Below are 23,688 nucleotides of genomic sequence, written 5' to 3'. Positions count from 1 at the left end.
AATCGGGCCGCACACCAGGAGCCAGGATCCAAGCTGTCCACTGGCCTCAGGCCACCAGCTCCAGCAAACCCATCAGGCCACCAGCCAGGGGCCGATGCCTCACTTCGCTGAAGCCCGCCCGCCTCGCCAGCTGCTGCTGCTCGGAGCCCGTGGGAAACCGCTGCAGGCTCTCCTCCAGGTAGGCGTAGTGCTCGGGAATGCCGAACCGCTCGGCGGTGGGCACCACCAACCGGCGTAGATAAAAGCTCTGGAAACTCTCTACAGCCCCAGAGGTGCGATTGAAATCAAGCACTGCGGCGCGGCCGCCGTCGCGCAACAGCCGTCGCAACTCCAGCAGGCCTGCCCCTGGATCAGCGAGGTTGCGCAGCCCGTAGGCGATCACGGCCCCATCGCAACTAGCGCTCGCCAAGCCAGTGGCCAGGGCATCCCCCTGCTGCCAGCTCACCGCTAGCCAGGGCTGGGCGGCTGCCCGACGGGCCGCCACCGCCAGGGGGGCAGCGGCCGCATCTATGCCGAGCACGCTTCCACCCGGCCGCACCCGGTCAGCCAGCACTAGGGCCAGATCGCCGGTGCCGCAACAAAGATCTAAAAGATGCTGGCCAGGCTGGGGCTGCAACCAAGCAATCGCCTGACGTTTCCAGAGGCGATGCAGGCCAAAACTGAGCAGGTCGTTGAGCTGGTCGTAGCGGGGCGCTATCTGTTCAAACAGCTCCTGAACCGCATGTGGATCTCCGGGCCTAAAGCTGGCCATCCCAAGGCAACACAATCGAATCGAGACTGATGCCCGCATCCACAGCAGGCAAAAAGCTGGGGCTGGTGAAGGTGAGCACCATCACGGTGGCCAGGCCAACTGCAGCTGAGCACACCATGCAGCCAGCCAGCATCAACGAAAATTCCTGGCGATCGTTGGCGGCCTGCATCAGCTGCAGCGCCCAAGCAACCAGAGCCACCACAGCCGCCACCATGCCGAGGGCAATTGCGGTGGAGGCATTAGACGGGAGTACGGGAAGGGCAGAGAACAAGTGCTGGCCGAACCGAGTGAAGGTCTCTAGCCAATGTAACGAGCCTTAACAACTCAATGCGAGGGGCCGTATCGGCAAACCACGGCGCAGCAGCTCGGTCTTGATCTGCTCAACGCTGAGAATGCCATCGTGCAGCAAGGAGGCCAATAGGGCTGCTGAGGCATGGCCACCCGCCAGACCGGGGTCGAGGACCTCAGCGAGGTGGTCGATGCAGCCGGCACCGCCGGAGGCGATCACTGGCACCTGCACCGCATCGGCCACGGCGCGGGTGAGCTCCAGGGCGTAGCCCGCCTGGGTGCCATCACCATCCATGGAGGTGAGCAGGATCTCGCCAGCTCCGAGGGCCACCACCTGCCGGGCCCAGGCCACCGCATCGAGGCCCGTGTTCTCGCGGCCACCTTTGACGTACACATCCCAGCCCCCGCCAGCGCGGGCCCGGGCATCGATCGCCACCACGATGCATTGGCAACCAAAGCGCTCGGCGCCGCGGGCCACCAGCTCGGGATCGCGCACGGCTGATGAGTTGAGGCTCACCTTGTCGGCGCCGGCGCGCAGCAGGGCGGTGATGCCCTCAACGCTGCTGATGCCACCGCCCACGGTGAAGGGAATGGTGACCGCTTCAGCGGTGCGTTGCACCAGCTCCACCAGGGTGCCGCGGCCCTGGTGACTGGCGGCGATGTCGAGGAAAACCAGCTCATCTGCCCCAGCAGCGCTGTACCGACAGGCCAGCTCGACCGGATCACCAGCATCGCGCAGCCCAACAAAATTCACCCCCTTCACCACCCGGCCATCGGCCACGTCGAGACAGGGAATGATCCGCTTGGCAACCATGGACTGGAGCTCCGTAGGGCACTGTTAAGGTTGCGCCACTTTCCAGTCGCGCCGGCCATGTCCCAGGCTGCCACCATCAACATCGGCTCGAAGGTGCGGATCACCCGGGTTCGGGATCGCATCTCCAGTGAGATGGTTGATTCCCTGAAGGCCGATTCCACCGGCACCGTGACCGGCTTCCGCACGGTGGATGGCAAGGGCATCGGTGTGGTGGTGGAGCTAAGCGGTGGTCAGATCGCCTGGTTCTTTGACGACGAACTCACCCTCGCCTGAGGCCTAGGCCGTTGAGCAACAGCCCCAATCCCGAAGCGGCCAGCGGCGGCGGCGCCCGTCAGCTGCTGGGCATGAAGGGTGCCAGCGGTACCAGCAGTATCTGGAAAATCCGGCTGCAGCTGATGAAGCCGGTCACCTGGATACCCCTGATTTGGGGTGTGCTGTGCGGTGCTGCCGCCTCAGGCAATTTCCATTGGAGCCTCAGCGAGGTGGGAGCCTCGATCGCCTGCATGCTGATGAGCGGGCCCCTGCTGGCCGGCTACACCCAAACGATCAACGACTACTACGACCGCGAAATCGACGCGATCAACGAGCCATACCGGCCGATTCCTTCAGGAGCGATTCCTTTAGGCCAGGTGAAGGCCCAGATCTGGATCCTGCTGCTAGCAGGGCTAGGAGTGGCCTACGGCCTTGATCTCTGGGCCGGTCACACCACCCCGGTGCTGCTGCTGCTGGCCCTGGGCGGCTCCTTTGTGAGCTTTATCTATTCAGCTCCGCCGCTGAAGCTCAAGCAAAACGGTTGGCTGGGAAACTACGCCCTTGGCGCCAGCTACATCGCCCTGCCCTGGTGGGCAGGCCAGGCTCTTTTTGGCCAGCTCACCTGGACCACCGCCCTACTCACCCTGGCCTACTCCCTAGCGGGCCTTGGCATCGCCGTGGTCAACGACTTCAAGAGCGTCGAGGGCGACCGTGCCATGGGCCTGCAATCCCTACCGGTTGCTTTCGGTATCGAAAAAGCCAGCTGGATCAGCGCCGGCATGATCGATGTATTTCAGCTGGCGATGGTGGCCGTGCTGATCGCCATCGGCCAACACTTCGCGGCGGTGTTGTTGGTGCTGCTGATCATTCCCCAGATCACCTTCCAGGACATCTGGCTGCTGCGTGATCCAGTTGCCTTCGATGTCAAATACCAGGCAAGTGCCCAACCATTCCTGGTGCTCGGCATGCTTGTGACCGCCCTGGCAATCGGCCACAGCTCCCTCGTTAGCTGAGGTGAACCGCCAGCCCCCCGCCAACGGCAAAGCTCCCCAGCCCCGCCGCACCAACCTGGTGGGAGTAGGGCTGCTTGCAGCCCTGATTGGCGGTGGCGTTGCCTGCGGCCAGGCGGCGCTAGTGGCGGGCTTTGACAGCCTGCTGCCCGACGCCCGCGGCATCAACCACTTCAACCGCCCAGGCACCCTCACCATCCTCTCGGCCGATGGCCAGGTGGTGCACAAGATCGGGCCGGTTACTCGCGAAAAGCTGACGCCCGAAACGATGCCGGCGTTGGTGCAGCAGGCTTTTATCGCCGCGGAAGACCGGCGCTTCTATCGGCACGACGGCATTGACCCGGTAGGGATCGGCCGGGCCATGGTGCGCAACCTGCGCAAGGGCTCGGTGGAGGAGGGGGCCAGCACGATCACCCAGCAGCTGGCCCGCACCGTATTTCTGAGCCAGGATCGCACCCTGATTCGCAAGCTCAAGGAGGCCGCCCTGGCCGGCAAGCTCGAGCGCCAGCTCAGCAAACCGCAGATCCTCACCGAATACCTCAACGTCGTTTATCTCGGCTCAAGCGCCTACGGCGTGGCCGACGCGGCCTGGGTGTATTTCACAAAAACCCCAGACCAGCTAACCCTCCCGGAAGCCGCCCTGATCGCAGGGCTGCCACCAGCCCCCTCGGTTTATTCGCCCCTGGTGAATCCCGACCTGGCCCTGGAGCGGCGGGCAGTGGTGCTGCGCCGCATGGAGGAGGCGGGCTTCATCAGCGTCAGTGAGCAACAGCAGGCTGAAGCGGCACCGCTGCAACTGAAGCCAGCTGAACCCAAATACTTAGACAGCCGCGCCCCCTACTTCAGCAGCTGGGTGCAGCAGGAACTGCCCAAGGTGCTCAGCCCCGAGCAGCTCGAGGTGGGTGGTTTGACAGTGCGCAGCAGCGTCAATTTGGCCTGGCAGGAGAAGGCGCAGTCGGCGGTGAACATCTATGCCACCGGCAGCATGCAGGGCGCTCTGGTGGCGATGGAGCCCGGCACCGGCCTGGTGCGGGCGATGGTGGGTGGCACCGACTTCAAGGACAGCCAGTTCAATCGGGCAGCCCAGGCCCTGCGCTCGCCCGGCTCCACCTTCAAGTTGTTTGTGTATCTCACGGCCCTGCAGCGGGGGATGCTGCCAGAGCGAATATTCCGCGATTCGGCCCGCTGCTTCGCCGGCTACTGCCCCAAGAACTTCGGCAACCGCTACTTCGGTTCGGTGTCGATGGTGATGGCGCTGCAGAACTCGCTCAACACGGTGGCGGTGGGGCTGCTGCAGGAGCTGGGCTTCGACAAGGTGATTGAAACGGCCAAGAACCTCGGCATCACCCGCGAGCTGGGGCGCTTCTACCCCCTAGCTCTTGGCGCTACCGAGCAAACCGTGGTGGACATGACCGCCGCCTACGCCGCCATCAATAACGGTGGTATCTACGTGAAACCAACACCGTTTGAAGAGATCCTCGGCCCCGATGGCGAGCTGCTGTGGAGCCGCCGGGTGGATGGCGATCAAGGGCGCCGGGCCGTCAATAGCGACATCGCTGCCCTGATGCTGTGGATGCTGGAGCAGGCGGTGCGGTCGGGCACGGGCGGCGGCGCGGCCCTGCCAGACCGGCCGGTGGCCGGCAAGACGGGCACCTCAGAGGGGGGCCGCGACCTGTGGTTTATCGGTTCGATTCCCCAGCTCACCACTGGGGTGTGGCTGGGCTACGACGACAGCCGCACAACCAGGGACACCAGCGTGGTGGCCACCTACGCCTGGCGGGCCTTTATGGCGCCGATAAGCAAGGACCTGCCAGTGCGCCAGTTTCCGCCCAAGCCGCAGCTAGAGGACACCTACCGGCGCGATAAGAAGCAAGCTGAGCGCCGCCGTAAACCGGCAGCCAGCCCCGAAAGCTGGCGTGAACCGGCACCCCAGCCGTTGGAGCTTGATCCCACCCCCAGCCTCAACGAGCAGCCCTACACACCAGCCGTACCGGCCAGCCCTGCCGCGCCCCAGCCGCAAACACCAAGCACCCCTGCTGCTCCAAGCCCGGCGCCCGCCCCACCGCCACCGCCACCGCTGGAAGCCCCGCCACCCCCGGTGATGGCGCCACCACCACCCCCCTAACCCCGCCTTAGGCCTGCAGCCGGCCGGCAAAAAAGCCGTCGCCACCACTGGCGGCTGGCCAGCGCTGCCAGCTCTGCTGCAGCTGCCAGCCGGGGTGATCAGCAAGGAAGCCAGCGAGCAGCTGGCCATTTTCAGCCGGATGCACGGTGCAGGTGGCATACACGAGCTGACCGCCCGGCTTGAGCAGGGGCAGCAGGGATTCCAGCAGGGCCCGCTGCAGGGGCACCAACTCGGTGATGGATTCAGGGCTGATCCGCCAGCGGGCATCGGCGTGGCGGGCCAGGGTGCCGAGGCCCGAACAGGGGGCATCCAGCAGGATGCGATCAAACCAGCCGAGCCACTCAGGCTTCTCAGCCGCCAGGGCAGTGGCATCGGCGGCCAGGGTGTGGATGCACTGCAGGCCAAGGCGGGCGGCATTGACGCCCACCCGGCGCAGGCGCCCCTCGGAGCGATCCACGGCCCACACCTCACCCTCGTTGCCCATGAGCTCAGCGAGATGGGTGCTCTTGCCACCGGGGGCGGCGCAGGCATCGAGGATCCGCTCGCCGGGCTGGGGATCGAGCAGCAGACCCACCGCCTGGGCAGCGCGATCTTGCACGCACCAGTGCCCCTCGGCGTAGCCGGGCAGGGCGCGCAACTCACCGCTGCGGCCCAGCAGCGTGAGGCCCCCGGGCAGATCCGGCAGGGGGGCCGCCTCGATCCCGGCGGCAGTGAAGGCCTCCAAAACAGCAGCAGGCGTGGTGCGCAGCAGGTTGAGGCGCAGGTCGAGGGCGGGGGGTTGGTTGCAGGCCAGACCGAAGGCCTCGGGATCAGGCCACTGCAACGCCAGCTCAGCGAGCCAGGCGGGCAGGGAATGGCGCAGGCCATAGCTGGCGGCGGGGTCGCTGGGCAGGGGGCCCAGACCATCCCAGGGCTCAGGCCCGGCCTCCGCGCGCCGGCGCCCGCAGGCCCGAAGTAGGCCATTGGCCACCGGCGCCAGCCGGCCGAGTTTGCCCCGTTTCGCCAGCTCCACGGTGGTGCTCACCGCCGCGGAGGCCGGCACCCGGCTGCTGAACAGCAGCTGGTAGAGCCCCAAGTGCAGCAGCCAGCGCAACTTGGGCGGCTGGCGGGCTGCGGGCACCTTGCCGAGGGCATCGAGCCAGGCATCGAGCAGGCGCCGCTGGCGGATGGTGCCGTAGGCAAGTTCGGTGGCTAGGGCCCGGTCGGCGCCCTCAAGGGGATGGCGCTGGAGCTCCCGCTCGAGCGCCACATCGGCGTAGGCGCCAGCGCCCACCGCCAGCAACACCTGCCAGGCAAGCTGGCGCGGCGCCAGGCCAATCGCGGGAGTTTCGGCTGGGGGGGCGAGTGCCAGGGAGTGGGAAAGCGGAGGTCAAGGCTCCACAACTAGCGCGCAGGGGTGTGATGGGCGGGGGGAGGCGGCGGGGAAGGTGGCTGGGGAGGTGGATGTTTTTTGCTAGTTAGCTAAGGAGAACTAATTGATAAACACACCTTCTCCATCCCCAGCTCCAGTTCCAGCCCGCCAACGGTGCTGGGCCAGGGGAAGCTGGCCGGCTGCATCTACGGGGATGCCTTCAGCGAGCAGCAGCTCACGCTGGATCCAGTCGCTGCCTTCACGGCTGGGGTTGAAGCTGATCTGGCCGCGGGCATTCACCACCCGCTGCCAGGGAATGGGCGACGGCAACGGCAGCCGCCGCAGGGCCCAGCCCACCTGGCGGGCGGCGCCCCACACCCCAACCAGCTCAGCGATCTGGCCGTAGGTGGCCAGCTGTCCGCAAGGGATCTGGGCAACGACGGCGTAAACCCGCTGATCAAACGTGGGGGCGGGAGCTTGCATCGAGCGCCGGGCGGGAGGAAGCAAAGCTGGTTTGAGCTTGGGCAACCGAATGTTGAACCCAGCCTAAAAACAAAAAAGTGACTGCCGAAGGCCTACTTGTCATTAGGGAGACTGGGCATTCGGGAGATGCCCGTGATTCCGCACCTCAACTAAGCCCGACGCCATGCCCCTGCTGCCCCGCCGCTTTGAGCGGCTCAAGGCCGTGCTCGATCGCCGCATGGGCGATCTCACCGTGGTGCTTGAGCACGTGGATAAGCCCCACAACCTCTCGGCGATCCTGCGCAGCTGCGATGCGGTGGGGGTGCTGGAGGCCCATGTGGTGAGCCTGGCGGGCCGCACCCCCACCTTCAATTGCACCTCTAAGGGCAGTGAAAAGTGGGTACCGCTGCATCGCCATAGCGACGGCGCCAGCGTGGCCCTGCTGCGCCAACTCAAGGACCAGGGCTTTCGGCTCTATGGCACCCACCTGTCGGTGGAAGCGGTGGACTACCGCCAGTGCGACTTCACCGGCCCCAGCGCCCTGGTGCTGGGGGCGGAGAAGTGGGGTTTAAGCGCTGAAGCGGCGGCATTGGTAGATCAGCCGATCGTGATCCCGATGCACGGCATGGTGCAGTCGCTGAATGTGAGCGTGGCCTGCGCCACGCTGCTGTTTGAGGCGCTGCGTCAGCGGCAGGCCGCCGGGGTGCTGCCACTCCACGGCGAAGGGGTGCCGGCCGGGCGCTACGACAACCTGCTGTTTGAGTGGGCCTATCCGGAGGTGGCGGCCTGGTGCCAGCGGGAAGGCCGCCCCTATCCAAGCCTTGATGCCGAGGGGGCCATCAGCGAAACCCTGCCCCGCACGATCAAGCTCAGGCACTGAAGCCCGGCTACTGATGCTGGGCTACTGATATCTGCGGGCACTGGGCAGCCACAGGGCCAAGCCGAGGGCCAGCAGCTCCAGGAAAATCTGGCGGCCGCCCAGCAGCACCACCGCCAGGGCAACGGCAGCGAGAAACTTCTGGAACAGGCTCCAAACGTCGTCGTCATTGGCGTTGCCGCTGCACCAAAGCGCCGTCGCTGCAGAGAGCAGAAGCAGATCCAACCACCAGGGCATGGCTATCCACAGGCTGGCGGGACGTTCCCATTGTGGGGCGCCACTTGCAGGCCGTGTCCCCTAGCCCTGCAAGTTTGCAGATTCCGGCTTCGATCGGGTAGGTGGTCGACAAGATCACGATCCTGGAGCCCAAGGCCGCGCGGCTCAGCGGCGAGCGGCAGATCAACGCCAAGCCCGGGAGCATCAAGAAACAAGCGAGTAAACGCCTAGATCCCGTGCAAAATGGCTAGCAAAACTCCATTTTGGCTGCGTATATGGCGGCAGTGCGGCGATTTTTGCAGCCACCTCCTGGCAGCTTCTTCCTTTTTGGCCCCCGCGGCACCGGCAAGTCGACCTGGCTGGCACAGGTGTTTCCCGAAGCCCTGCGGCTGGATCTGCTGGCACCGGATGTACTGAGGGCCTACCAGGCCCGGCCAGAGCGGCTGGCCGAATTAATCGCTGCCGCTGGCAAATCCGCTCACACGGTGGTGATCGACGAAATCCAGAAAGCCCCCCAGTTGCTCGATGTGGTGCATGCCCTGGTGGAGCAGCGGCGTGATCTGCGTTTTGTGCTCACCGGTTCGAGTGCTCGCAAGCTGCGCCACGGGGCTGCCAACCTGCTCGGCGGGCGGCTGGTGGCAGTGCACATGGGGCCCTTCATGGCTGCTGAGCTCGGCCAGGATTTTGATCTGATGCGGGCCCAATCCAATGGACTAGTGCCCCTCGTGTGGCAGGCAGTGGATCCCCAGGCAACCCTGGCGGCCTATGCCTCGCTGTATCTGCAAGAAGAGGTGCAGGCAGAAGCCCTGGTGCGTCAGATCGGGGATTTCGCAAGGTTTCTAGAGGTGATTAGCTTTTCGCAGGGCTCATTACTAAACCTGGCAAACCTGGCCCGGGAAACCGAGATACCCCGCAAAAGGGCCGAAAGCTATCTGGGAATTCTTGAGGATCTGTTGATCAGCTTTCGACTACCGGTGTTTCAACGACGGGCCCAGCGGCAGCTGGTGCAGCACCAGAAGTTTTTCTGCTTCGATGCCGGAGTTTTTCGCTCCCTCAGGCCCCGCGGCCCGCTTGATGCACCGGAAGAGATTGGCGGCATCGCTCTGGAATCCCTGGTGGCACAGCACCTGCGGGCGCTCTGCCAGCTGCGGCCAGGAGGGGCCCAACTCAGCTTCTGGCGCACCCGATCTGGATTGGAGGTGGATTTCGTTGTGTATGGCCCAGACCTGTTTATGGCAATCGAGGTGAAACACAGCAGGCGCATCGATCGGAGCGACCTCAAGGCGCTGCGGGCCTTCGGCGAGGACTACCCGGAGGCAGAGCGCTTGCTGCTCTCCTTTTGCCCAGAACCGCTGCTGATCGATGGCATCCGCTGTGAACCTCTGGAAGCCTGGCTTAGGCAGCTGCGCCCCTGAAGGAGCCAGGCTTCTGCTCTGGGCTTTCAAGATCTGGGCTTCAGGATCCCGTCCGCTGGGCGCTGCCACCGCTGAGCCAGGTCTCGAGGCCTTCACCTAAAAACGACAGCCCCAGCACCAGCACAAACATGGCCAGGCCCGGGTAGAGGGCGGTCCACCAGATGCCGGTGGGCACGGCGGTGAGGGCCTGCTGCAGGTCGCCGCCCCACTCGGGGATGGTTTCGGGCAGGCCCAGGCCAAGAAAGCCGAGGCCACCGAGCACCAGCACGGCATCGGCGGCGTTGAGGGTGAGCAGCACCGGCACCGAGGTGATCACGTTGCGCAGCAGGTAGCGGCGCAGGATCCAGATCGGGCCGGCGCCAAGCGACTGGGCCGCCTCCACAAACAACTCGGCCTTCACCTGGGCGGTTTGGTTGCGCACCACCCGGAAGTATTGGGGGATGTAGACGACGCAAAGGGCGGCGGCGGCATTGGGCAGGCCCCGGCCCAGCAGGAAGGCCAGCACAACCGAGAGCAGCAGCACCGGCAGGGTGTAGAGGGTGTCCATCAGCAGCACCAGCACCCGATCCACCCAGCCGCCCAAGTAGCCGCTCACCATGCCAAGCGGCACACCGATCAGCAGGGCGATCACCAGGGCCAGCAGCACCACCTGCAGGGCCACGCCACTGCCGGCCAGGGTGCGCACGCACACGTCGCGGCCCAAACGATCGGTGCCGCACCAGTGGCTCAGCGAGGGCTGGGCGTAGATCGGATTTTGCAAGCCGGAGTTGGGATCGGCCAGCCAGCCGGCATGCACCAGCAGCGGCGTGAGCAGGGCCACCAGGGCGTAGGCCACCACGATCACCAACCCCCAGCGGGCCATGCGGGCCGAGAGGCTGGGGGCGCGGCGCAGCGATAGGAGCATGGCGCGACCTTACGCAGCTAGGCGGCGTGAGGCAACAGCCACAGATCCAATCCCTGGGGCTGAAAGCTGCGGAAATCGCGATCGAAGCTGATCAAACACCAGCCGCCCGCAATGGCCACGGCAGCCAGATAGGCATCCATCCAGCGCTTGGGGGCCACCTGATCGACAGCGGCCAACCTGGCCCAGTGGGCCATCACCCCGGGCGGCTCCTCCACAAACGCCACCTGCCGAAGCACCAACCACTGCTCAAGTGCTGCCATGGCATCGGCATTGGTAGCTCGTTCCACTCCGCACGAGCGAAACACGGCCGCGGTGCTGGCTAGGCGCAAAAAACTCTGCTGCGTGGCCCGGCACCACAGCCAAGGATCGGCGGGTGTGGCAGCCAAGAGCTCCTGACGGGCGCTTTGATGACAGGGATGGCCTTCAAAAGTGGCGGCCAACCACACGTTGGTGTCAACCAGGGAAGCCGGCACGCTGCTGGTCCTCCGCCGCCAGGGTGGTGTGCTCGAGCTCCAGAAGCTCCTGCAGCGAGGGGATTTGCGGCGCCACAGCTGGATCGCGGCGGAACACCGGCAGGCCATCGGCCGCCAACTCAAGTGGACTGCCTGGCCGGGTTGCTGGCTTGGCACCCACCTGGCTCAATCCCTGGCGAATGAACTCGGCAACCAGGTCTTTAAAGGGGCGACCTTCATGCAAGGCGCGCTGCCTGGCCTGATGCAGCAGTGTGTCTGGCAGATCGATGGTGGTTTTCACGGTCGACGCCCTCAGCAGCCACAAAAGCCAGCTTACTGGCATGCCAGCAAGCATGCCCAGTTGACCATGCCCAGCTGACCATGCGAGCCGAAAGGCTTCCTTACCGAAAGGAGACCTCAGCCCTAGGGTGGGATACCGAGGGCATTGGTGAGAGGGTGATGGAGGTCGCAACCCATACGGCCAAGGGGCAAGTGACCGTACCCAAGGCGGTGCGTGAAGCCTTGGGGCTGCGGCAGGCGGATCAACTCAGCTGGGAGATGGAAGATGGCTCGGTCCGCGTGCGGGCAATTGCTCCACTCGACCTGGCCTACTTACGCAGCCTCGATGCCAGCCTGCAGGAGTGGAGCAGCCCAGCGGATGAGGAAGCCTTCGCCGGGCTATGAAGCCGTTGGAACGTCATTCGCTGGTTCTGGTGCCGTTCCCCTTCACGGATCGCGCCACCCAGAAGCGGCGACCGGCGGTGGTGCTGTCTTCACCCGACTTCCAGCGCGCCTCAGGCCACGTGCTGCTGGCGATGGTGACGTCGGCCAAACAATCCGCGTGACCCCTGGATTGGAGGATCCAACACCACCAGGCCGCCGGCCTGCCCCAGCCCTGCCTGGTGCGCTTCAAGGTGTTCACGCTGGATGAACGCCTGATCCTGAAGACCCTGGGACACATGGCCCCGCCCGATCGCGATGGGGTCGCAGCCCAGCTGCACAAATTGGTGGGCTGAGAACGAGGCTGAAGATCGCGGCTAAGGTTGATGATTGATGCCTCACACCAGATGCGCACCACCCTGCGGCTGGATGACGACGTGCTCTCAGCAGCACGGGTGCTGGCTCGCGAACAGCGCCAACCCATCGGGAACGTGATCAGCGACTTGCTACGCCGCGCCCTAACCACCCCAGGGCCAGCAGATCCCGGCAGCCCGCCGCCGGAGCAGCGCAATGGGTTTCCGTTGCTGCCCCTGCAACCCAGCGGAGGCCCCGTGGATCTTGAGCTCGTCAACAGCCTGCGGGAGGACGGGGAGTGATCCCTGTTGCCCTGCTCGATGCCAACGTGCTAATCGCCTTAATCGACCCAAGGCATGTGCACCACGAGAGCTGCCACCGCTGGTTTTCCAGCCGGGGCGAAGCTCCCTGGGCCAGTTGTGTGATCACCCAGAACGCAGTCCTGCGGATCGTGGGGCATCCCCGCTACCCGAATTCCCCGGGATCGCCGGCGGTGGTGAGCCGGATCCTGGAGGAGCTGGTTGGCCATCCGCAGCACCGGTTCTGGGCAGACGCCCCGAGCCTGCTGGGCCTTAGCCATGTCAACCCCCGGGCCCTGGTGGACTCGGGCCAGATCACCGACACCTATCTCCTAGCTCTGGCGGTGCAACAGGGAGGGGTGCTGGCCAGCCTCGACCAACGCCTCACCACCGTTGCCGTGGCAGGCGGGCAGGCCAGCCTCGAGCTGATTGCCACGGACACCGCAGGCTTGGCAGGTCATGCCCCTGAACGCGCCAGCCAGTAGCTGGAGAGCCCAAGCAAGTGCATGCATAACGCATGCGCTTGCATTAAAGTGTTTACCGAGTCCGACACGATGACGATGCCGTCGCTTCAGATTCGCGACCTGCCCGAACCGCTGCATCGGCTGCTGCAGCGGCGTGCCCGGGCCCACAAACGCAGCCTCAGCCAGCAGGCCTTGTCCGACCTGGAAACCCAGGCGGGCGGAGATCCCCGTCTACGGCGCCGAGCGGCCCTGGAGCGCATCGAACAACGCTGGTCACAGAGCCCGCCCCTGAAGTGGTCCCAGTCCCCGGAAGATCTGGTCCGGGCCGACCGGGAGCGCTAATGGACGCCATGCCGACTTGTGTGCTGGATGCCTCTGCAGCGATCCGGGTGATAACGGGCGATCCGGTGGGGTCCAAGTGGCTGGATCAACTCAAACAGGCCCCGCTGGTCCTGGCACCAGAGTTGATGTTGAGCGAAGTAGCCAACACCTTGTGGAAACTGCAGCGCGGCGGCAACCTCAACGGACTTGATCCGCAGGCCCTGCTGGCGGATGCCCGCGATCTGGTGGATCAAATCGAACCGGATCGCCACCTACAGGTGGAGGCACTGGCACTGGCCTGCCACCTCGACCATCCTGTCTACGATTGTCTTTACCTTGCCCTAGCCAGGCGAGAGGCAGCCCAGCTATTAACGGCTGATCAGCGCCTTGAGGGACTTGCCTCCAAGGTGCTGCCGTGAAACTCATACCCAGCCCCCGCCTACTGATCGTCGACGACGACCCGGAGCTGCGGATGTTTCTGCGCACCGAGCTGGAGATCGAGGGCTAAGCCTGCACGGAGGCGGCCAGCGGCCAGCAGGCCCTGGGGTTGATCCGCGCCGAATCCTGGGACCTGCTGCTGCTGGATTGGACCCTGCCGGATTTCAGCGGTGTGGAGATCTGCCGGCGCTTGCGGGGCAGCGATGATCACACGCCGGTGCTGATGCTCACCGCCCGCGACGACGTGCGCGAACGGGTGGAGGCGCTCGATGCCGGCGCCGACGACTACCTCACCAAACCCTTTTCAATCGAGGAGCTGCTGGCCCGGGGACGGGCACGGCTGCGCAGCACCAGCAAATCCAGCAGCGAGCCGGAAATACTGCAGCTAGCGGATCTGCAGCTCACTGCGGCCAGCCGGGAGGTGAGCCGGGGCGGCGAAAGCATCACCCTCACCGGCAGGGAATTTGAGCTGTTGCACCTGTTACTGCGTCAGCCCAATCAGGTGCATAGCCGCGAAGCGATCCTCAACGCGGTGTGGGGCGAACAATGGGTAGGCGACGACAACGTGCTTGATGTCTATATACGGGCGCTGCGCCGCAAGCTAGAGAGAGAGGGCCAACCCAACCTGATTCAGACGGTGCGCGGCGTGGGCTTCATGCTGAAGGAGGCACCCCCAAGGGCCTAAGCAGATCGAGGGCCCAATCCGGGAGTGGATCTTGGTAGCGCTGCTCAAGGCCAGCAATGATTGTGGCTACAGGCAAAAACGGATTATCAGCAGAGGAATTATCAACAAGACGCACTTGATCGCAAAGGGGCAATGAAGCCTTTACATTTTTGAGCAGTCGGGGGATACGGCTGATCACCTTTTCAGCCGGAACGTGATGACCACCCTCTGATATGCGTTGGACGATCCGTGCCTGGTTTAAGGAGGCGTTATTGAGATGAATCAGCACCAAGATCACCTCGTAACCCAGTGCCTTGGCGCGGGCAACAAAATCGACCTTGGAAGGATGGGAATAGACCGTTTCAAAGCAAAAGCTGAAACCTCTCAGCAGCAATAATTCGCGCTGCTGCTCAGCCAGTAGGGCCGCCTCAAGCCCATGGGCTTCCGGGGCCTCCGGCTCGATGAGTTTGGCGAGGTTGTCGGCATTCACAAAGGGAAGACCCAGGGGCTCCAGGAAAAGCCGATGAAAGGTGCTCTTGCCGGCGCCGTTACCGCCCACCAGCAACCAGAGCTGTTTGCCAGAAACCACACGCTCGCTCAACCCAACTCCGGCTCACAGGGAATAAAGATGCCGTTGGAAAAGCTGCCGGTGCTGCGGCTGCCATCTGCTGCAATGCGCTCCAGCGCTCCGGGCTGACTGGCAGAAGCCTGGTAGCGGATGGCGGCATGACTCACCAAGTGGGGCAGCTCCCCGCTCTGCCTTGTCCTTTCAATGGCAGCGAACACCGCTTCTGGCGCCACGGGCTGAGCCACAACCGGCTCCACCTGCAGCCGCGCCAGCCCAGCTTGCACATCCAGCAAGCTGTCGGGGTCGACAAAACGACAAACCTGCCGGCCCAGTGCTGCCCAGTATTCGATCTGCTCGGCGGCGCTGCGATGGTGCCGGGCACCTGCCTGGGTAGCGCTTTGCATCAACTCCTCCTGCAGGCGCACCGGGGATGGGGATTTCGCCATAGCCCAGCTCGACAGGAGAACGGATTTGATCGTAGCAATCTGCTACGCGCTGACCACCTCCAAGCTCCTAGACAGGGGTAGATGCAGCTGAAAATCAGCGCCACCACCGGGGGCCTCGGCCACCTGCACCGAGCCAGCTTCCACACCAGGGCCTTGGTCACACACATGCAGCACCAGGGAATCGCCCTGCTGATCGGCGGCAAGGCTGACCGGCTGCGGCGTGGGGCTGTAGTGGAGGGCGTTTTCGATCAAGGCGGCCAGGCACTCCTGCAGCCGCTCCGGATCCCCCATCGCCACTAGCAGCTCCGCCGCTGGCGTATCTAGGCGCAAGCGCCAACCGCTGCTGACGGCCCGAATCAATGCGGGCCAGATCGAGCAGGTTGCTCACGAGGCTGCCCATGCGCAGGGCCTCCTGCTGAATCAGCTGCAGCGAGGGCGCTGTGGCCTCAAGACCCGGCTGGCGCAGCAAGCGCTGGGCATGGCCGGAGATCAGGGTGATCGGCGTGCGCAGCTCATGGGCCACGCCATCCACAAAGGAACGCTGCCGCTCCCAGGGAACCGAAAGGCGCTGCTGAAGATCGTTGAAAGCAAGGGCGACGGGCTGCAGCTCCTCGGGCTGCTCGGCCACGGGAATCTGGTCCCAGGCCAGGGGCGACGGCTGGGTGGCGGAGAGATGATTTGTGAATTCCTGCAGGGGCTGCACCAGACCCCTCTGCAACACAAGGCGCAGCAGGCCATTGGTGAATAGGCTGGATACACCGGCGGCTACCACCAGCAGCCAGAAGGCCAGGCGCTCCTGCTGCACCGAGGCGGTCACGTTTTGCTCTACCAACAGGGTGGCAGCGCTGCCATCCACCAGGGCCAGGGGCACCTGGCTCACCAGCCACTCCTGGCCACCACGGCTCTGCAGCACAGGCATCGCCTTGGGCTCTGAAGGGCGGCTGCCCCAGGGCTGCAGCAGCTGCAGGTGCCAGCCCGGCAGCAGGGCAGCCTTCAGCTGGGGCGCTAGCTGGCGGCGTTGCGGTGGGCGGCGTTGCGATGCAGCCCGGCCATCTGCTGGTTGAACAGCAGCAGCAGGCTGTAGCCAGCCAGCACCGCCAGCAGCGAGGTGCTCTGCAGCCAGAGCCGCAGTGGAGAAATCCGCACTGGCCAGCGGGCCATGGCGCAACAACCAGACAATCCTCTGATTCTGCTCAGATTGCCTCTGTTGGCACGGCGGCAAAACAGCGCAATAATTATTTCGTGTTTCAGTCGACGAGCCGCTTTTCCATGACCTCCAGCCTCCAATCCAAGCTTCTGGCCCAACGCGCGATATTCCAGCGCCTCCATAGCTCCAAGAAGCGCAGCAAGCTGCAAGCCGGCTTCACGCTGGTGGAACTGCTGATCGTTGTGATCATCATTGGCATCCTGTCGGCCATCGCCATTCCTGCATTCCTGAACCAGCAAGAAAAAGCCAGAGCGAAGGCAGCCGATTCAACCGTTATGAGCGCAGCACGAGCATGCGCCGCTCTTCAAATTGATACCGAACAGACTCAGTTCGTTGCGCCAGCTGGTATTACTCCCACCACATGTGCCGCAACCGGGACTGCGCAAACTTATACATCTTTGGTTGCTAATTTTCCCGCCCTTACCACACAAGCCGTTGCAACCATAGCAACTAATGGTGGCGTCTCCCTTACCACTCCAGCAGTTCCCTAGACCAATCTAAACAAGACCAGAGCCTCGCTTTTCCTATCCATCTAATTAATACTTTAGAACCATGCATCCCCGCTGACTACGATACAAGTAGTTGTCAGCCTTAAATCTCTTCCACGGGCAGGCTCCGGGGGAGAGATTTTTTATTAGATGCCAAGCCCCATATATTCCTTGCGACCCATACGCAAGCCAAGCGGGGAAAGCAAGCAGAGAGAGACCTTGGCGTAGTCAGCTCAAAACCCAGCAAGCCCCTGCAGCTCCATTGCCTTGTGCGACCAGCTACTCAGCAAAGCTACTCTTTTATCATACGTTTCCCGCTTACACAAAATAGTATCAGGAATATCGATTTTTCAAATATCATGCAATCGAGCAGCGTTCAATCTAATCAACCACAGCCCCGCCCAGGCATCAACAGCCAGTCCAGCCAGCAGCATCCTCACTTGATATTTCCGGTTTAAAAACCTCACCGCACCCCTAAGAAGTGGGCCAAATCAGCTATTACGAGCGGTGCCGCCTGAACCGCAAATCCGTTATCCACCGCGTGGCCAATAAAGTTTGCCACCACTACCAATACCAATCCCAAATTCTCTGTATACCCTGAAGTAAGACACCCCTATTCCCAGGGTGAAAATCCCGCCCCGCCACCTCAACAGAGCCCACCCAGAAGAAGGCTTCTCCCTCCCCCTGGTGTTGGTGGCTTCGCTGATGGTGCTGCTGGGCGGCCTGATGCTGGCCGATCGTGCCAGCGATGGCGTGATCAGTGCCGCCTTTCAGCGCGACAGCAGCGATGCGCGCGATGCGGCTGAAACAGGGGTCACCCGCATCGTGGGCGAGCTAAACCGGCCCCAAAACCGCGGCTTACTGGCCAAAAAAACTAGCGGCGCCGACCCCGCCAGCTACCGCTGGACCGCGGCAGATGCAGCTGCATCGGTGAATCCCTGCCTTGGCGGCACAAGCGGCAGGCCCGATCTGGAAAGCAACGCCAGCCTCGGCTACGCCGCTAATGCCCCATACAACCGGGTGCTGCTCAATGCCAACGGCCAGGTGGTGACCAACCTCAGCCAGGCCACCAAGGCATATCAGCTGCTGTGGGTGAAACGCCAGCCCCTTGCAGGCGTTGACAGCAACCCCCTACTGCGCATATTTCAGCCCACGGGCCGAGGCAAGGTGGTGCTCGCAGCGGAGGGCTCGGCCCTGCGCAATGGCCAGACCATCAGCAGTGTGCGCCTGGAAGAGGAGCTGCAACTCGTTCCCAAGTGCTGTGGCGTGCCCTTCGGGGGAGCCCACGGCAATGTGAACTACGGCCTAGGTAGTGATGGGGCCAGCGTTTGCATCTCAGCCAACTGGGGCTTTCTTGGCGGTGCCGCCGAGAACAACACTGGTTACATCAAGATCAATGGCATAACCACGATTGAAACAGGAGGAAGTAATTCAAAACCAGTAAATCCGCTGATTTGCATTGCCGACTCCACTCCCGATTGCGACTTCGATCCCACCTCCACCTCCTACACCCTGCAGGTGGCGACAGTGGATCTAAATCCTGTGCCGCAAGTGCCCGCACCAGCCCCTACCGGCGTAGGAAGCATCGCCCGGCTTGGCGGCTCCCTCTCTGCGGCAATCAAAGACACCCCCTGGCCTTTGCAACTTGCCACAGCAGTGATGTAATCAACGCCGCAAACCTAAGCAGCACGATCGTGCCGAATTGCAAGGCCGCAGACACCAGCACCGTAGCGTTTAATGCCGCTGTAGACATGAGCAGCACGACCAACCACAACTACTGCAAAACCCACGACAGTGATGGCGATGGCAGAGAAGAATTGCACTGCGTGCTGGACACGCTTGATTACAGCGCTTTCAACATAAAAGTGATCGGCACAAGTGTTCGGCTCCTACGGCTTTACTTCCCCAATTCAGGCACAGTAATTAGCAGCGGCGGCGGCAAAACACTGGAACATGCCGGGGGCGCGAAAATCACCGATCTATCCCTATTCGGCTGCGCCAGCTGCGGCACCCAGGTCGTTTCCCTAGCAGGTGGGGTCAGCAGTCTCAATCTGTTTGCCTGGTTTCCCCAAGGCTCAGTGACAATCAGTGGTGGCTCGCACTACAGCGGCGTGCTGTGGGCCAACCGAATCACCTCTAACGGCAGCGTCGCCTGGGTGGTGCCTGGCTCGGGGGTTGCCCAGGCCATGGGTCTCGCCGGCCACGGAGTACCGCCAGACACCGCTACCACCAGCGCTACCAATCCGCTGGTGTTCGACTGGGTGGCACGGGCGGTCGAAGGCTTCCGTTGGTATGGCAAATGATCCAATCCCATCAAGCTCAGCCACAACGCAACTCCGGCTTCAGCCTGGTGGAGTTGCTGGTGGCTGCTGTAGTGATGGCGATCTCCTCAATGGGCGGCACCTACCTGTTTAACCAGGCCACTAGCCAGGCCAGAGCCATCAGCCAAACCCTCGAACAGCAATTTGCGATCAACAATGAATTAGCGGTGATCCTTGATCACAACGACCGCTACACCTGCGCAACCATCCCCTGCAGCGTGCAAACCGGCGGCAATCCGCCAAACCAGAACCAATACGTGCCCGCCAATCCTGACAACCCAGCCCACACGCCCACTTTCCGTCAGCTCTGCGCAGTTGGGCTAGCAGACAACCTGATTAGCCACATCAACAGCACTCCAAAGCTCACTGGCTCCGAGATCACCCGCCGTGCCAGCACTGATCTCAGCAGCTCTGGCTCACCATCCTCCACACCACCTCAGCGCTACTTAGTGCGCTGGAGCGGCACCGATGGCCGCGTGCTGCGCCAGGTGCAGCTAATGCCCACCGTGGCGGCCTGATGCCCATGAAGCGCCCCTATCCAGGCTTCAGCCTGACGGAAGTGTTGGTGGTGGTGGCAATTTTGGGCGTGCTCTCAGGCCTGGTTATCGACGCAGGCAACCGCGACTGGCGCCGCGAGCAGGTGAATGCCGTGGTGGTGGAGCTAGCCGGCTGGCTCGAATCAGTGCGCCGCGCCGCCCTCAAGGGCAGCAGCTGTCAAGTGACACTTTTCGACGGCACCCTGGCCGCTGGTGCCGTACTGGCCCAGGGAGCTGATGTGGGTACAACCGATGCCGACTCTGTTGCCGCCGCCTCGCCCATCGCCAACAACTGCCGCAGCAGCCAGCCCCTGGTCATTCCCAGCCTCGGCACCAGCCAGCGCTTCCAGGTGGTAACCACCGCAGGCAGCTTTGTATTCACCCCGGCTGGCACCCTGTTTCCAGCGCCGGCAGCCAATGCGCCGATCGTAATTGAGGTGTCGCTGGCTGATGGCCAGGATCCTCTGCGCTGCGTGCAGCTAGAGGGCCTGATGGGCCTTATCCAGGTGGGCCGCCTCAACGCAGGCCACTGCGACACCGCCAGCGACCGCATCTGAGCAGAAGCCATGCCTATCCGCCGCCAACTCCGCACCGCAGGCATAACCCTGGTGGAGCTACTTGTGGTGCTGGCGATCGGCGGCGTGATCCTAAGCGGCGCCATCACCATGATGCTTACCCACATACGTACCAGCAGCCGGCTGACCGCCCTGCTACGCCTGCAGGACCAATGCGGCCGGGTGCAATTTCTAATTAACCACGAAATCCAGCAAGCTGAGCAAGCACATACTGAGGGCAGCGCCCTAGTGCTTGACGTGCCAGGAATGACCGCACCGATTCGCTACGAAGTTATTAGTGGTGAGCTAATCCGCAACGGACCACCCATAAACGCCCAAGGACGATTGGTGGATTCCAGCGCCAGCGATGCCTTGGTGGTGCGAGGCGTAGTCGACTTTGATGTGGACACCAGCAATGCCCGTCAACCGACTTATCGAATCAGCGTGCAGGATTCAAACGGCGTTATCTATAAAACTGCTAGTCCCGACGGCGCCCAGTGCCGCGTGCGCTCGATCACGGAAGGTGTATGAAAACCATGAACCAGTAGTGATCACACGCCGCGGTGAGGAGGAAACAACCTTTCTCCTGCGCAGCCCTGCCAACGCCCAGCGCCTGCTCCGCTCTATCGCCTGCCTGAACAGCGGTGGCGGAGAAGAACACGACCTACTGCCGTGCGACTGATTTTCTCCCCAGAGGCATGGGAGGACTAAATCCACCCTGCGTCATGCTTTAACCGGCTATTGGTAACGGCGCATCGACGCTGAAAATCGCATCGTCTACTGCATCAGCTGTCGCCAGCGTGGTCTGTCTGGTTTTGTACGGTATTTGCCCCAATAGCCACCGGCAAGCGGGAGCTCAGCCGCCCCCCATCGGCCCAGGCCTGCGCCAATTCCAGCTGCAGCACCCCCGCGCCAGCGGGCTGGGCCCGGAAGCCATCGCTGGCCGCCAACGCATCGAGCACCACCCGGTTTTGGGCTGCGCCGCTGCCCAGCTCGCCATGCAGGCCGTAGGCCGGTCCGCAGCGCATCAGCACCTTGCCCCGCCAGATCGGTTCAGCCGGCTTACCCAATGAATAGGTGATCGGGCCAGAGGCAGTATCCAGATGCAGCACCACGCTGCGGCCCGCCAGGTTGCAGGCCGGCGCCAGCCCGGCGGGATCGGCCAAGCCCCGCGCCTGGAGCAAATCACCGCGCACCAGCTCCAGGGTGCGCTGGGCCACAGCCCGCTCCCGCAGCAGCCGGCCAAAGCGCTGGCTCGTGGCCCCCTCCGCCACCAGCGCCTGCAGGATCACGCCACTGAGGCCGCAACCAATCGCCAGGGCCAGCAGCAACTCCACCAGCGAAAACCCTTGCTCCTCTTTCACAACGCCTCCTCGGCCCGGCAGGCGCTGCTGCTGGGCGAATCGCCCTGCCCGCCCTCGTAGCGGCCCAGCCGCACCACCCCCAGCGGCAGCGACATCACCAAACAACGGCGCAGATCCGTGCCCGCTGCGCTGATTACCACCGTGCCGCCATCAAGCACCAGGCCGTTGCTGCTGAAACGCAAGGCCCCAGGGAAATTGGAGCCGATAGCCACCCCGGTGGCCTCATTGGGCTGAAGCTCAACATCAGCCAAGCCGCAGCCGGGCAGGCTGCCGCCACTGGGCTGGCGCCAACCGCTGGGGCCCAGCTCGAGGGCGCAGGGCTGGCCCAGGCTCTGGGCTTGGCGGCGCGCCTGCTCTAAGCCCCAACCCAGCCGCCGGCTGGTGGTTTCCACCCGCATCCGCGCCAGGCTGCGCTGGCCGCCATCTATGGCCAGGCTGGCCAGCAAGCCCAGCACACTCACCGTCACCAGCAGCTCGGGCAGGCTGAAGCCTGAGTCAGGTCGTTGCATCGCCCTGCTCCGGGGGGTGGGCACCGCACAGCCCATAGGCCGCCGGGCTGAGCCAGCGCTGGCGCTCCAGGCCATTGGCGTCGCTAACCGCCACCCGCACCAGGGCTCCGGGCTCGGCGCTCACCTGGCGCACGAGGCCCTCGCCACTGGGCAGGCTTTGCAAATGGGCCGCAAGCCAGCTGCTGGCGGCCGTGCAATCAGCGGCAATCGCTGTGCCTGCCAGGGCCGTGAGCTGGGCCTGGCTAGCCAGGAGCGCTGCCTCCAGCTGGGCAGCCTGCTGCTGCTGCGCTTCCGCCTGGCGCGCCCAGCTGACGCTGCCCGACCACAACTGCAAGGAGCAACTCGACGAGGTCACAAACATCGCCGAAGCCACCATCGCCTCCACCAAGTTCATGGCGCCACCCCATTGCTGGTGCGGCCACGCAAACCGAGCTCCCGCACTGCCAGCAGCTGCTGGCTGCCGGTGCCTTCAGGGGTAAGGGTGCGGGACAGCTCCAGGCCATAGGCCGCCCGCAGGGCACGGGGCTGCTCCGCCGTGGGCTGCAGCTCCAAGGTGGCGGCAGCTCGGCCCCGCTGCAGGCCGCCGGCCGCAAGGGCGCCATCCCAATGGGGGCCGTCAAAAGCCACCAAGCGGTAGGCCACCGGGCCCACCTGGCCGGTTTGGCCCTCGACGGGGGTAGCTGGCGCCGCCAGCAGGTGCTGGGCCGCCGACATCAACTGATCTTCCGCCTGCCGCAACCGCTGGCCGGCCTGCACCTGGCTACGGGCCTGCAGCGCCGCCGCCTGGAGCGAAACGCTACTGAGCACAAGCAGCAGCGAGGCTGTGGCAGAGAGGGGCAACAGAAAACCAGCCGCCATGGGAGGAGGGCTAGCTAAAGAACGGGGGAACCGGGCCATGGGGCACCTGGCGTACAACGACCCGATCAGTGTTCCCACGGGCAGCAAAATCCTTGAAATTGCTATTGGCTCTGCTGCTGCTCACGGCAGTTGTTCTGGCAGTTGTTCTGGTAGCGGTGTTGCTGATGCGCGCCAAAGTGATGCTGAAGCGGCGGCGCCATTTCATTGAGCCGCCTTGCGGTGCTGTTTATTGATGTAGATAAGTTGAAAGCAATCAACGACACCGACTGCTGCTGGGCATCCTGGATCGCTCCGCCACCACCAAAGCAAATCTCCAGGCCTTACGCGCCGCGGGCATCGAGCTGTCGCCGGATAATTTCGGCACCGGCTACTCCTCGCTCAACTTGTTAAGTACTCAGCAGCCAAATGAGATAACAAGCGATCGCCGTTAGCCACAGCGCTGCCATTGGTGCTGGCACCTAGGGCTGTTGACGCACAGGCACTGTCGAAGACTTCCTCAAAACCAGATCCACATGGAGATCGTGGCTATCGGCCTTTCTGTCCGCACTCTTAAGGAGTTTGTACAGCTGTACAAACTCCTTAAGCAGTTCCAAAACAATCCCAACCGGATCCTCTCGCAAGTTGAGGGGCTTCCTGCTGACGCCGCCGGTTACACCTTTTCAGCACCAGCACTGAAAGAGCGCGAATATCGACTCGACGCTCGATGATGTGATCGCCCCT

41 protein-coding genes and 1 pseudogene are annotated in these 23,688 nt (G+C 63.7%); 24 read left to right on the top strand and 18 right to left on the bottom strand.

Features of this window, described 5'->3' with window-relative positions; translation table 11 throughout:
- Positions 1–46 precede the first annotated feature (46 nt).
- The 3 genes from ubiE to hisF are packed head-to-tail and all read right to left on the bottom strand — an operon-like array spanning position 47 to position 1,853.
- Entirely contained in the window at positions 47–751 is a 705-nt protein-coding gene (ubiE, locus tag KBY72_RS05395) for a bifunctional demethylmenaquinone methyltransferase/2-methoxy-6-polyprenyl-1,4-benzoquinol methylase UbiE (RefSeq protein ID WP_254960056.1), read from the bottom strand.
- Entirely contained in the window at positions 738–1,022 is a 285-nt protein-coding gene (locus tag KBY72_RS05390; protein ID WP_254960055.1) for a hypothetical protein, read from the bottom strand. Before KBY72_RS05390 ends, ubiE begins: the two co-directional genes overlap by 14 nt.
- Before the next feature lie 45 nt (positions 1,023–1,067).
- Positions 1,068–1,853 carry an imidazole glycerol phosphate synthase subunit HisF gene (hisF, locus tag KBY72_RS05385; protein ID WP_254960054.1) on the bottom strand — a complete coding sequence of 262 codons (786 nt, stop codon included), beginning with the start codon at positions 1,851–1,853 and terminating at the stop codon, positions 1,068–1,070.
- Between the two features lie 57 nt (positions 1,854–1,910).
- Between hisF and KBY72_RS05380 the strand changes: the two genes are divergently transcribed.
- The 3 genes from KBY72_RS05380 to KBY72_RS05370 all read left to right on the top strand — a co-directional run bounded on the left by KBY72_RS05380 (position 1,911) and on the right by KBY72_RS05370 (position 5,240).
- On the top strand, positions 1,911–2,126 hold the full coding sequence (locus tag KBY72_RS05380) for a DUF2862 domain-containing protein (RefSeq protein ID WP_254960053.1): 216 nt from the start codon (positions 1,911–1,913) through the stop codon (positions 2,124–2,126).
- A 71-nt stretch (positions 2,127–2,197) separates the two neighbouring features.
- Positions 2,198–3,118 (top strand): chlorophyll synthase ChlG, encoded by a 921-nt coding sequence (chlG, locus tag KBY72_RS05375; RefSeq protein WP_396121808.1) that lies wholly within the window; start codon positions 2,198–2,200, stop codon positions 3,116–3,118.
- Position 3,119: 1 nt separating this feature from the next.
- Positions 3,120–5,240 carry a transglycosylase domain-containing protein gene (locus KBY72_RS05370; protein ID WP_254960051.1) on the top strand — a complete coding sequence of 707 codons (2,121 nt, stop codon included), beginning with the start codon at positions 3,120–3,122 and terminating at the stop codon, positions 5,238–5,240.
- 7 nt (positions 5,241–5,247) lie between these two features.
- On the opposite strand, the gene KBY72_RS05365 is transcribed toward KBY72_RS05370, so the two are convergent.
- Together KBY72_RS05365 and KBY72_RS05360 are read right to left on the bottom strand one after the other, a co-directional pair.
- Positions 5,248–6,591, bottom strand: a complete 1,344-nt coding sequence (locus KBY72_RS05365; protein ID WP_254960141.1) for a 16S rRNA (cytosine(967)-C(5))-methyltransferase — start codon at positions 6,589–6,591, stop codon at positions 5,248–5,250.
- Positions 6,592–6,711: 120 nt separating this feature from the next.
- On the bottom strand, positions 6,712–7,074 hold the full coding sequence (locus tag KBY72_RS05360; protein ID WP_254960050.1) for an MGMT family protein: 363 nt from the start codon (positions 7,072–7,074) through the stop codon (positions 6,712–6,714).
- A 163-nt stretch (positions 7,075–7,237) separates the two neighbouring features.
- On the opposite strand from KBY72_RS05360, the gene KBY72_RS05355 reads away from it, so the two are divergent.
- Positions 7,238–7,933, top strand: coding sequence for a TrmH family RNA methyltransferase (locus KBY72_RS05355; RefSeq protein WP_254993190.1), 696 nt, complete (start codon positions 7,238–7,240; stop codon positions 7,931–7,933).
- A gap of 21 nt (positions 7,934–7,954) precedes the next feature.
- Here the strand turns inward: KBY72_RS05355 and KBY72_RS05350 are convergent, their stop codons facing one another.
- Positions 7,955–8,155, bottom strand: a complete 201-nt coding sequence (locus KBY72_RS05350) for a hypothetical protein (protein ID WP_254993189.1) — start codon at positions 8,153–8,155, stop codon at positions 7,955–7,957.
- A 113-nt stretch (positions 8,156–8,268) separates the two neighbouring features.
- Between KBY72_RS05350 and KBY72_RS05345 the strand changes: the two genes are divergently transcribed.
- Complete coding sequence (locus tag KBY72_RS05345) at positions 8,269–8,397, top strand: hypothetical protein (protein ID WP_254960047.1); 129 nt, start codon at positions 8,269–8,271, stop codon at positions 8,395–8,397.
- A 45-nt stretch (positions 8,398–8,442) separates the two neighbouring features.
- Positions 8,443–9,561, top strand: a complete 1,119-nt coding sequence (locus KBY72_RS05340; protein ID WP_254960046.1) for an ATP-binding protein — start codon at positions 8,443–8,445, stop codon at positions 9,559–9,561.
- Between the two features lie 40 nt (positions 9,562–9,601).
- Here KBY72_RS05340 and KBY72_RS05335 read toward each other — a convergent pair whose 3' ends face one another.
- The 3 genes from KBY72_RS05335 to KBY72_RS05325 are packed head-to-tail and all read right to left on the bottom strand — an operon-like array spanning position 9,602 to position 11,218.
- On the bottom strand, positions 9,602–10,465 hold the full coding sequence (locus KBY72_RS05335; protein WP_254932458.1) for an ABC transporter permease: 864 nt from the start codon (positions 10,463–10,465) through the stop codon (positions 9,602–9,604).
- Between the two features lie 17 nt (positions 10,466–10,482).
- A complete protein-coding gene (locus KBY72_RS05330) occupies positions 10,483–10,938 on the bottom strand; it encodes a TA system VapC family ribonuclease toxin (RefSeq protein ID WP_254932459.1) in 456 nt (151 codons plus the stop codon).
- Positions 10,919–11,218, bottom strand: a complete 300-nt coding sequence (locus KBY72_RS05325) for a hypothetical protein (protein WP_254932460.1) — start codon at positions 11,216–11,218, stop codon at positions 10,919–10,921. Before KBY72_RS05325 ends, KBY72_RS05330 begins: the two co-directional genes overlap by 20 nt.
- Before the next feature lie 158 nt (positions 11,219–11,376).
- On the opposite strand from KBY72_RS05325, the gene KBY72_RS05320 reads away from it, so the two are divergent.
- From KBY72_RS05320 to KBY72_RS14405, 8 genes and pseudogenes are all read left to right on the top strand, one after another.
- A complete protein-coding gene (locus KBY72_RS05320) occupies positions 11,377–11,601 on the top strand; it encodes an AbrB/MazE/SpoVT family DNA-binding domain-containing protein (RefSeq protein ID WP_254932461.1) in 225 nt (74 codons plus the stop codon).
- Positions 11,598–11,762: a type II toxin-antitoxin system PemK/MazF family toxin gene (locus KBY72_RS05315; RefSeq protein ID WP_254993188.1), complete on the top strand. Its 165-nt coding sequence runs from the start codon at positions 11,598–11,600 to the stop codon at positions 11,760–11,762. Before KBY72_RS05320 ends, KBY72_RS05315 begins: the two co-directional genes overlap by 4 nt.
- 201 nt (positions 11,763–11,963) lie before the next feature.
- Complete coding sequence (locus KBY72_RS05310) at positions 11,964–12,233, top strand: CopG family transcriptional regulator (protein WP_254932463.1); 270 nt, start codon at positions 11,964–11,966, stop codon at positions 12,231–12,233.
- Positions 12,230–12,715: a TA system VapC family ribonuclease toxin gene (locus tag KBY72_RS05305; RefSeq protein ID WP_254932464.1), complete on the top strand. Its 486-nt coding sequence runs from the start codon at positions 12,230–12,232 to the stop codon at positions 12,713–12,715. Before KBY72_RS05310 ends, KBY72_RS05305 begins: the two co-directional genes overlap by 4 nt.
- A gap of 48 nt (positions 12,716–12,763) precedes the next feature.
- Entirely contained in the window at positions 12,764–13,036 is a 273-nt protein-coding gene (locus tag KBY72_RS05300; RefSeq protein WP_254993187.1) for a FitA-like ribbon-helix-helix domain-containing protein, read from the top strand.
- Entirely contained in the window at positions 13,036–13,434 is a 399-nt protein-coding gene (locus KBY72_RS05295) for a type II toxin-antitoxin system VapC family toxin (RefSeq protein WP_254993186.1), read from the top strand. The genes KBY72_RS05300 and KBY72_RS05295 overlap by 1 nt, the downstream gene beginning before the upstream one ends.
- A gap of 107 nt (positions 13,435–13,541) precedes the next feature.
- A pseudogene (locus KBY72_RS14410) lies at positions 13,542–13,769 on the top strand (response regulator transcription factor); the annotation flags it as partial.
- A 105-nt stretch (positions 13,770–13,874) separates the two neighbouring features.
- Complete coding sequence (locus tag KBY72_RS14405) at positions 13,875–14,138, top strand: winged helix-turn-helix domain-containing protein (protein WP_315859525.1); 264 nt, start codon at positions 13,875–13,877, stop codon at positions 14,136–14,138.
- On the opposite strand, the gene KBY72_RS05285 is transcribed toward KBY72_RS14405, so the two are convergent.
- From KBY72_RS05285 to KBY72_RS05270, 5 genes are all read right to left on the bottom strand, one after another.
- Positions 14,107–14,706, bottom strand: a complete 600-nt coding sequence (locus KBY72_RS05285; RefSeq protein WP_254993185.1) for a zeta toxin family protein — start codon at positions 14,704–14,706, stop codon at positions 14,107–14,109. The two genes, KBY72_RS14405 and KBY72_RS05285, sit on opposite strands and share 32 nt — an antisense overlap.
- A gap of 8 nt (positions 14,707–14,714) precedes the next feature.
- Positions 14,715–15,131, bottom strand: coding sequence for a ParD-like family protein (locus KBY72_RS05280; RefSeq protein ID WP_254960038.1), 417 nt, complete (start codon positions 15,129–15,131; stop codon positions 14,715–14,717).
- Positions 15,132–15,173: 42 nt separating this feature from the next.
- Entirely contained in the window at positions 15,174–15,383 is a 210-nt protein-coding gene (locus KBY72_RS14515) for a hypothetical protein (protein ID WP_409995479.1), read from the bottom strand.
- Complete coding sequence (locus KBY72_RS05275) at positions 15,289–16,050, bottom strand: sensor histidine kinase (RefSeq protein ID WP_254993184.1); 762 nt, start codon at positions 16,048–16,050, stop codon at positions 15,289–15,291. The genes KBY72_RS14515 and KBY72_RS05275 overlap by 95 nt, the downstream gene beginning before the upstream one ends.
- Positions 16,051–16,136: 86 nt before the next feature.
- Positions 16,137–16,292, bottom strand: a complete 156-nt coding sequence (locus KBY72_RS05270) for a hypothetical protein (RefSeq protein ID WP_254960036.1) — start codon at positions 16,290–16,292, stop codon at positions 16,137–16,139.
- Between the two features lie 108 nt (positions 16,293–16,400).
- Here KBY72_RS05270 and KBY72_RS05265 point away from each other — a divergent pair, with 108 nt between their 5' ends.
- The 7 genes from KBY72_RS05265 (at position 16,401) to KBY72_RS05235 (ending at position 20,919) form a co-directional block, all read left to right on the top strand.
- Positions 16,401–16,829: a prepilin-type N-terminal cleavage/methylation domain-containing protein gene (locus KBY72_RS05265; RefSeq protein ID WP_254960035.1), complete on the top strand. Its 429-nt coding sequence runs from the start codon at positions 16,401–16,403 to the stop codon at positions 16,827–16,829.
- Between the two features lie 621 nt (positions 16,830–17,450).
- The gene (locus KBY72_RS05260; RefSeq protein WP_254960034.1) at positions 17,451–18,491 is read left to right on the top strand and encodes a hypothetical protein; all 1,041 of its coding nucleotides are present in this window, start codon (positions 17,451–17,453) and stop codon (positions 18,489–18,491) included.
- 86 nt (positions 18,492–18,577) lie between these two features.
- The gene (locus KBY72_RS05255) at positions 18,578–19,129 is read left to right on the top strand and encodes a hypothetical protein (RefSeq protein ID WP_254993183.1); all 552 of its coding nucleotides are present in this window, start codon (positions 18,578–18,580) and stop codon (positions 19,127–19,129) included.
- Positions 19,126–19,665 carry a type II secretion system protein gene (locus tag KBY72_RS05250; RefSeq protein ID WP_254960032.1) on the top strand — a complete coding sequence of 180 codons (540 nt, stop codon included), beginning with the start codon at positions 19,126–19,128 and terminating at the stop codon, positions 19,663–19,665. Before KBY72_RS05255 ends, KBY72_RS05250 begins: the two co-directional genes overlap by 4 nt.
- Entirely contained in the window at positions 19,665–20,240 is a 576-nt protein-coding gene (locus KBY72_RS05245; RefSeq protein WP_254960031.1) for a prepilin-type N-terminal cleavage/methylation domain-containing protein, read from the top strand. The genes KBY72_RS05250 and KBY72_RS05245 overlap by 1 nt, the downstream gene beginning before the upstream one ends.
- Positions 20,241–20,249: 9 nt before the next feature.
- Complete coding sequence (locus KBY72_RS05240) at positions 20,250–20,768, top strand: type II secretion system protein J (RefSeq protein ID WP_254960030.1); 519 nt, start codon at positions 20,250–20,252, stop codon at positions 20,766–20,768.
- 16 nt (positions 20,769–20,784) lie between these two features.
- Positions 20,785–20,919: a hypothetical protein gene (locus KBY72_RS05235; RefSeq protein WP_254960029.1), complete on the top strand. Its 135-nt coding sequence runs from the start codon at positions 20,785–20,787 to the stop codon at positions 20,917–20,919.
- Between the two features lie 103 nt (positions 20,920–21,022).
- Here KBY72_RS05235 and KBY72_RS05230 read toward each other — a convergent pair whose 3' ends face one another.
- The 4 genes from KBY72_RS05230 to KBY72_RS05215 are packed head-to-tail and all read right to left on the bottom strand — an operon-like array spanning position 21,023 to position 22,968.
- On the bottom strand, positions 21,023–21,601 hold the full coding sequence (locus KBY72_RS05230) for a type II secretion system protein J (protein WP_254960028.1): 579 nt from the start codon (positions 21,599–21,601) through the stop codon (positions 21,023–21,025).
- Complete coding sequence (locus KBY72_RS05225) at positions 21,598–22,110, bottom strand: GspH/FimT family pseudopilin (RefSeq protein WP_254932257.1); 513 nt, start codon at positions 22,108–22,110, stop codon at positions 21,598–21,600. Before KBY72_RS05225 ends, KBY72_RS05230 begins: the two co-directional genes overlap by 4 nt.
- Positions 22,097–22,504 carry a hypothetical protein gene (locus tag KBY72_RS05220; protein ID WP_254932258.1) on the bottom strand — a complete coding sequence of 136 codons (408 nt, stop codon included), beginning with the start codon at positions 22,502–22,504 and terminating at the stop codon, positions 22,097–22,099. The genes KBY72_RS05225 and KBY72_RS05220 overlap by 14 nt, the downstream gene beginning before the upstream one ends.
- On the bottom strand, positions 22,501–22,968 hold the full coding sequence (locus KBY72_RS05215; protein ID WP_254932259.1) for a hypothetical protein: 468 nt from the start codon (positions 22,966–22,968) through the stop codon (positions 22,501–22,503). Before KBY72_RS05215 ends, KBY72_RS05220 begins: the two co-directional genes overlap by 4 nt.
- A 92-nt stretch (positions 22,969–23,060) precedes the next feature.
- Here KBY72_RS05215 and KBY72_RS05210 point away from each other — a divergent pair, with 92 nt between their 5' ends.
- The 3 genes from KBY72_RS05210 to KBY72_RS05205 all read left to right on the top strand — a co-directional run bounded on the left by KBY72_RS05210 (position 23,061) and on the right by KBY72_RS05205 (position 23,675).
- Complete coding sequence (locus KBY72_RS05210; RefSeq protein ID WP_254960027.1) at positions 23,061–23,201, top strand: hypothetical protein; 141 nt, start codon at positions 23,061–23,063, stop codon at positions 23,199–23,201.
- Between the two features lie 33 nt (positions 23,202–23,234).
- Positions 23,235–23,399, top strand: coding sequence for a hypothetical protein (locus KBY72_RS14510; RefSeq protein WP_409995480.1), 165 nt, complete (start codon positions 23,235–23,237; stop codon positions 23,397–23,399).
- An 81-nt stretch (positions 23,400–23,480) separates the two neighbouring features.
- Positions 23,481–23,675 (top strand): Rpn family recombination-promoting nuclease/putative transposase, encoded by a 195-nt coding sequence (locus KBY72_RS05205; protein ID WP_254932260.1) that lies wholly within the window; start codon positions 23,481–23,483, stop codon positions 23,673–23,675.
- Positions 23,676–23,688: the final 13 nt, after the last annotated feature.

The organism is Cyanobium sp. BA5m-21 (assembly GCF_024346235.1).
Taxonomy (GTDB): domain Bacteria; phylum Cyanobacteriota; class Cyanobacteriia; order PCC-6307; family Cyanobiaceae; genus Cyanobium_A; species Cyanobium_A usitatum.
Note: the sequence above shows the minus strand (reverse complement) of the source record. Positions and strands in the feature narration are given on the sequence as shown.

What these genes read in the sequence shown, in the direction of transcription:
- ubiE (WP_254960056.1), bottom strand. Translation starts at nt 751, where the DNA reads ATGGCCAGCTTTAGGCCCGGAGATCCACATGCGGTTCAGGAGCTGTTT.
- hisF (WP_254960054.1), bottom strand. Translation starts at nt 1,853, where the DNA reads ATGGTTGCCAAGCGGATCATTCCCTGTCTCGACGTGGCCGATGGCCGG.
- KBY72_RS05380 (WP_254960053.1), top strand. Translation starts at nt 1,911, where the DNA reads ATGTCCCAGGCTGCCACCATCAACATCGGCTCGAAGGTGCGGATCACC.
- chlG (WP_396121808.1), top strand. Translation starts at nt 2,198, where the DNA reads ATGAAGGGTGCCAGCGGTACCAGCAGTATCTGGAAAATCCGGCTGCAG.
- KBY72_RS05360 (WP_254960050.1), bottom strand. Translation starts at nt 7,074, where the DNA reads ATGCAAGCTCCCGCCCCCACGTTTGATCAGCGGGTTTACGCCGTCGTT.
- KBY72_RS05355 (WP_254993190.1), top strand. Translation starts at nt 7,238, where the DNA reads ATGCCCCTGCTGCCCCGCCGCTTTGAGCGGCTCAAGGCCGTGCTCGAT.
- KBY72_RS05335 (WP_254932458.1), bottom strand. Translation starts at nt 10,465, where the DNA reads ATGCTCCTATCGCTGCGCCGCGCCCCCAGCCTCTCGGCCCGCATGGCC.
- KBY72_RS05320 (WP_254932461.1), top strand. Translation starts at nt 11,377, where the DNA reads ATGGAGGTCGCAACCCATACGGCCAAGGGGCAAGTGACCGTACCCAAG.
- KBY72_RS05315 (WP_254993188.1), top strand. Translation starts at nt 11,598, where the DNA reads ATGAAGCCGTTGGAACGTCATTCGCTGGTTCTGGTGCCGTTCCCCTTC.
- KBY72_RS05310 (WP_254932463.1), top strand. Translation starts at nt 11,964, where the DNA reads ATGATTGATGCCTCACACCAGATGCGCACCACCCTGCGGCTGGATGAC.
- KBY72_RS05295 (WP_254993186.1), top strand. Translation starts at nt 13,036, where the DNA reads ATGGACGCCATGCCGACTTGTGTGCTGGATGCCTCTGCAGCGATCCGG.
- KBY72_RS05280 (WP_254960038.1), bottom strand. Translation starts at nt 15,131, where the DNA reads ATGGCGAAATCCCCATCCCCGGTGCGCCTGCAGGAGGAGTTGATGCAA.
- KBY72_RS05275 (WP_254993184.1), bottom strand. Translation starts at nt 16,050, where the DNA reads ATGCCTGTGCTGCAGAGCCGTGGTGGCCAGGAGTGGCTGGTGAGCCAG.
- KBY72_RS05270 (WP_254960036.1), bottom strand. Translation starts at nt 16,292, where the DNA reads ATGGCCCGCTGGCCAGTGCGGATTTCTCCACTGCGGCTCTGGCTGCAG.
- KBY72_RS05265 (WP_254960035.1), top strand. Translation starts at nt 16,401, where the DNA reads ATGACCTCCAGCCTCCAATCCAAGCTTCTGGCCCAACGCGCGATATTC.
- KBY72_RS05255 (WP_254993183.1), top strand. Translation starts at nt 18,578, where the DNA reads ATGAGCAGCACGACCAACCACAACTACTGCAAAACCCACGACAGTGAT.
- KBY72_RS05250 (WP_254960032.1), top strand. Translation starts at nt 19,126, where the DNA reads ATGATCCAATCCCATCAAGCTCAGCCACAACGCAACTCCGGCTTCAGC.
- KBY72_RS05245 (WP_254960031.1), top strand. Translation starts at nt 19,665, where the DNA reads ATGCCCATGAAGCGCCCCTATCCAGGCTTCAGCCTGACGGAAGTGTTG.
- KBY72_RS05240 (WP_254960030.1), top strand. Translation starts at nt 20,250, where the DNA reads ATGCCTATCCGCCGCCAACTCCGCACCGCAGGCATAACCCTGGTGGAG.
- KBY72_RS05225 (WP_254932257.1), bottom strand. Translation starts at nt 22,110, where the DNA reads ATGCAACGACCTGACTCAGGCTTCAGCCTGCCCGAGCTGCTGGTGACG.
- KBY72_RS05220 (WP_254932258.1), bottom strand. Translation starts at nt 22,504, where the DNA reads ATGAACTTGGTGGAGGCGATGGTGGCTTCGGCGATGTTTGTGACCTCG.
- KBY72_RS05215 (WP_254932259.1), bottom strand. Translation starts at nt 22,968, where the DNA reads ATGGCGGCTGGTTTTCTGTTGCCCCTCTCTGCCACAGCCTCGCTGCTG.
- KBY72_RS05205 (WP_254932260.1), top strand. Translation starts at nt 23,481, where the DNA reads ATGGAGATCGTGGCTATCGGCCTTTCTGTCCGCACTCTTAAGGAGTTT.